The organism is Alienimonas sp. DA493 (genome assembly GCF_043951915.1).
Lineage (GTDB): Bacteria > Planctomycetota > Planctomycetia > Planctomycetales > Planctomycetaceae > Alienimonas.
Genome location: NZ_JBINJD010000254.1, coordinates 1 through 4512 on the forward strand (window position 1 = coordinate 1; position 4512 = coordinate 4512).

Below are 4512 nucleotides of genomic sequence, written 5' to 3' on the forward strand. Positions count from 1 at the left end.
GGGGGGCGACGCACGAACGAATCGCCATTCCGCCTCCCGGCGCGAGCCGCTCCCCTCGCTCGCGCTTCGGGCTCACAGGTTTCTGCAATGCCCACGCTCGGCGTGATCCCGGCCCGGCTCCAGTCCTCCCGGCTGCCGGAGAAACTGCTGCTCCGCGAGACCGGCCGCAGCCTGCTGGAGCACACCTACCGCGCCGCGTCCGGCGCGAAGTCCTTGGACGAACTGGTCGTCGCGACCGACTCGGAGGCGATCGCCGCGGAGGTGGAACGCTTCGGCGGCGCCGTGGAGCTAACCGGGGAGCACCCCTCCGGCACCGATCGCCTCGCCGAAGTCGCCCGTCGCCGGGGGGAGTTCGACGTGCTGGTCAACGTGCAGGGGGACGAGCCGGAGATCGACCCCGCCGCGATCGACCTGCTCGCCAACGCCGTGACGGGGAGCGACGCGGAAATGGCGACGCTCTGCTCCCCGCTGACGGACCCCGCCGCGTTTCGCGACCCGGCGAACGTGAAGGTCGTGTGCGCCCCGGACGGCCGGGCCCTCTACTTCTCCCGCGCCCCGATCCCGTTTCCGCGGGATGAGTCGGAACACCCGGGCGGCGTGCCGGAGAACGCCCGGCTGCACATCGGAGCCTACGCTTACCGGCGGGAGTTCCTGATTCGGCTGAGCGAACTCCCGCCGTCGCGGTTGGAACGGGTGGAGAAGCTCGAACAGTTGCGAGCGCTGGAGGCCGGTTGCACGCTGCGGGTTTGCGAGGTGGCGGTCCACGCCTGTGGCGTGGACACGCGGGAGGATTACAATGCCTTCGTCGCCCGGCACGCCGCCCGGGCCGCCCGCTCCGGCGCCTAGACGCTTCCACGTCCGAGGGTGCCGGCGAAGCCCGCCTCTCCTTCCTCTCCCGCTCCGCACGAAGCCCGCGACCTTGCGCGGGCTTTCGTCGTGTCGGCTCGCCGTATGGTTTCACCGTTCGACCCGTTCCCCGGCGACCGCCGGACCAAGCACATCTTCGTCACCGGGGGGGTGGTCTCCTCGTTGGGCAAGGGGCTGACCGCCGCCAGCATCGCCCTGCTGCTGGAGCGCCGCGGCCTGTCCGTGCGGATGCAGAAGCTCGATCCGTATCTGAACGTCGACCCCGGCACGATGAGCCCCTACCAGCACGGGGAGGTCTACGTGCTGGACGACGGCAGCGAAACCGACCTGGACCTCGGCCACTACGAGCGGTTCACCGACGGCCCCCTCACCCGGCAGAGCAACTACACCGCCGGGCAGATCTACAAGAGCGTCCTGGAGAAGGAGCGTCGCGGGGAGTACCTCGGCCGCACCGTGCAGGTCGTCCCGCACGTCACCGACGAGATCAAGCACGCGATCCTCGACCTCGCCGGCGGGGACGTGGACGTGGTGATGACGGAACTCGGCGGGACCGTGGGCGACATCGAAGGCCTGCCGTTCCTCGAGGCGATCCGCCAGATTCCGCTGGAAGTCGGCCGGCAGAATTGCCTGTTCCTCCACCTCACCCTCGTGCCCTACCTGAAGGCGGCCCGCGAGGCGAAGACGAAGCCGACGCAGCACAGCGTCCAGCAGCTCCGCACGATCGGCATTCAGCCGGACATGCTGGTCGTCCGCTGCGAACGCCCCCTGCCCCGCGAGCACGCGGAGAAGATCGCCGGGTTCTGCAACGTCGAACGCGACATGGTCGTGGTCGAGGTGGACAAGGAATACAGCATCTACGAGGTCCCGCAGAGCCTCGCCGAGGACAACGTCGACCAGAAGATCGTCAACCGCCTGCGGCTCAACGCCGGCCGGCTGCGGCTGGACGACTGGGTCGACCTGATGCGCCGCAACCGCCACCCGGAGCACGAGGTGACGATCGCGGTCGTCGGCAAGTACATCGAGCATCGCGACGCCTACAAAAGCATCTACGAGGCCCTCACCCACGCCGGCTTCGCCCACAGCGCCCGGGTGATCTTCAAACGGGTCGACGCCGAAAGCGTGGAGCAGGACGGCGCCGCCGCCCACCTCTCCGGCGTGGACGGCATCATGGTGCCCGGCGGCTTCGGCAAGCGGGGGATCGAGGGGAAAATCCTCGCCGCCCGCTTCGCCCGGGAGAAGGGCGTGCCGTACTTCGGCATTTGCCTGGGGATGCAGGTCGCGGTCGTGGAGTACGCCCGCAACGTGCTGATGCTCCCCCACGCCGACAGCACGGAGTTCGCCGCCGAAACGCCGGACCCGGTCATCTGCCTGCTCGAAGAGCAGAAGGCCGTCAAGAACATGGGCGGCACGATGCGGCTCGGCGCCCAGCCCTGCGTGCTGACCGAGGACAGCAAGTCCGCGGAGTTGTACGACACCCGGCACGTGTCCGAACGGCACCGCCACCGCTACGAATTCAATCCGGTCTACCGCGACCGCATGATCGAGCACGGCCTGCACCCGGTCGGCACCAGCCCGGACGGCACGCTGGTGGAGATTATCGAGGTGCCGGACCACCCCTGGTTCATCGCGGTGCAGTTCCACCCGGAGTTCAAAAGCAAGCCGGACCGCCCGCACCCGCTGTTCAAGGGCTTCGTCGGCGCCGCCCTGGACCGCCAGAGCGAACGCAGCGCCGCCAAGGCCGCCGCCACGGCTTGACGTCCCCCTCCGACCCACGTTTGCGGAGTCGCGGGCGATGAAGCCGCCGCCGCCGATCCCCCCCGCGGGGCTGCTCGTGCTGGACAAACCGGCCGGGATGAGCAGCCGGGCCGCGGTCAACCGCGTGCAGTGGGCCGCCCGGCGGGCCGGCTGGGGGAAGCGGGTGAAGGTCGGGCACGCCGGCACGCTGGACCCGATCGCCTCCGGCGTGCTGGTGGTCTGCGTCGGCAAGGCGACGCGGCTGATCGAGCGCGTGCAGGCGTTACCGAAGGGCTACGACGCCGGCTTCCGCCTGCACGTCTCCTCCCCCTCGCTGGACGTGGAGGCCGACCCGGTTCCGGTCGAGAACCCGCCGGTGGTCTCCCGGGAGCAGATCGAAGCGGCGTTCCCCTCGTTCCTCGGCGAGATCGACCAGACGCCGCCTGCCTTCAGCGCCGTGAAAATCGACGGCCAGCGGGCCTACCACCTCGCCCGCCGCGGGGAGGAGGTGGAACTCGAACCGAAGCGGGTGCGGGTCGACGCATTGGAGATTCTGAGCTTCGACGGCAACCGCCTGGGTCTGCGAATCCAGTGCGGCAGCGGGTTCTACGTGCGGAGCCTCGGCCGCGATCTCGCCGCGGCGCTGGGGACCGAGGCAGTGATGGAGACGCTCGTTCGCACCCGCATCGGCGGGTTCGAACTGGACGGGGCCGTCACGCCGGAGGAGGTCACGCCGGAGACGCTGCCGGGCCTGATTTCGCTCTCGTTCGACCGGCTCGGCCTGCCGACGGTGCAGTGCGACGACGAACAGGCCGCCGACCTTCGCAACGGCCGCTTCGCCCAACTGCCCGGCGAATCGGGCGAGTGCGGCGTGCGAGACGAGGCGAACCGCCCGGTTTGCGTCGGCCTCCGCGACTCCGACGGCACCGTGCGACCGAACACGACCTTCCCGGTCCCGAACGTCTGATCGACGGCAGAGCGTGCACAGCGTCCCGGACCCTCCAGGGGTCCGGGACGCTCGCGATCGCCCCCGTCTCCGCATTGACCGAGACGGCCCCGATTTCCTACGCCCGCGAAGCTGTTCCGCCTCGCCCGGTCGTCGCCCGTGTCCGCACCGTTCGCCCCGCACCTGTACGTTCCCCCCGCGGAGGACCGTCCGGACGCCGCCGACCCGGACGTGACGGTTGTCGTGCCGACCTACCGGGAGGCGGAGAACCTGCCGGAGTTGATCGCCCGGCTCGCGGCCGCGGCCGACCGGGCGGATCTGACGTGGGAAGCCGTCGTCGTGGACGACGACAGCGGCGACGGCACCGAGGAATTGTGCGCCGAACTGGCCCAATCCCTGCCGGTGCGGCTGATCGTGCGGCGGAGCGAACGCGGGCTCGCCACCGCGGCGCTGCGGGGATTGTCCGAGGGCCGCGGCGCCGTGCTGGCGGTGATGGACGCGGACCTTTCGCATCCGCCGGAGGCCCTGCCGGCCCTCGTGGCGGCGGTCACGGGCGCCGACGGCCGCGGCGGGGCGGACTTCGCCATCGGCAGCCGGTACGTCCCCGGCGGGGAGGTCGACGCCGGCTGGGGCCGGTTCCGGCAGTGGAACTCCAAGGTGGCGACCCGCCTGGCCCGCGGGCTGACGACCGCCGCCGATCCGCTCGCCGGGTTCTTCGCCCTCCGCCGGGAGACCTTCGCCGCCTGCGGGCCGCTGGACCCGGTGGGCTACAAGATCGGGCTGGAACTGTTGGTGAAAAGCGGCGCCCGCACCGTGATGGAGGTGCCGATCACCTTCCGCGACCGCACCCGCGGGTCCAGCAAGCTGACGCTCGGCCAGCAATTCGCCTACCTGCGGCACCTCAGCAAGCTGTACGCCTTCAACGCCACCCGGGCCGCGGCCTGAATCAAGGCTTGGCAGCCCGA

Annotated in this window: 4 protein-coding genes; all 4 read left to right on the forward strand. The window is 70.6% G+C overall.

Annotated features, from left to right (window positions below; translation table 11 throughout):
- Positions 1-87: 87 nt before the first annotated feature.
- The 4 genes from kdsB to ACG2DA_RS21825 all read left to right on the forward strand — a co-directional run bounded on the left by kdsB (position 88) and on the right by ACG2DA_RS21825 (position 4492).
- Positions 88-846, forward strand: coding sequence for a 3-deoxy-manno-octulosonate cytidylyltransferase (kdsB, locus tag ACG2DA_RS21810; protein WP_395258668.1), 759 nt, complete (start codon positions 88-90; stop codon positions 844-846).
- A 105-nt stretch (positions 847-951) separates the two neighbouring features.
- The gene (locus ACG2DA_RS21815; protein WP_395258669.1) at positions 952-2622 is read left to right on the forward strand and encodes a CTP synthase; all 1671 of its coding nucleotides are present in this window, start codon (positions 952-954) and stop codon (positions 2620-2622) included.
- 37 nt (positions 2623-2659) lie between these two features.
- On the forward strand, positions 2660-3568 hold the full coding sequence (truB, locus tag ACG2DA_RS21820; protein ID WP_395258671.1) for a tRNA pseudouridine(55) synthase TruB: 909 nt from the start codon (positions 2660-2662) through the stop codon (positions 3566-3568).
- Positions 3569-3706: 138 nt separating this feature from the next.
- Entirely contained in the window at positions 3707-4492 is a 786-nt protein-coding gene (locus ACG2DA_RS21825; RefSeq protein ID WP_395258672.1) for a polyprenol monophosphomannose synthase, read from the forward strand.
- The last annotated feature ends 20 nt before the right edge of the window (positions 4493-4512 follow it).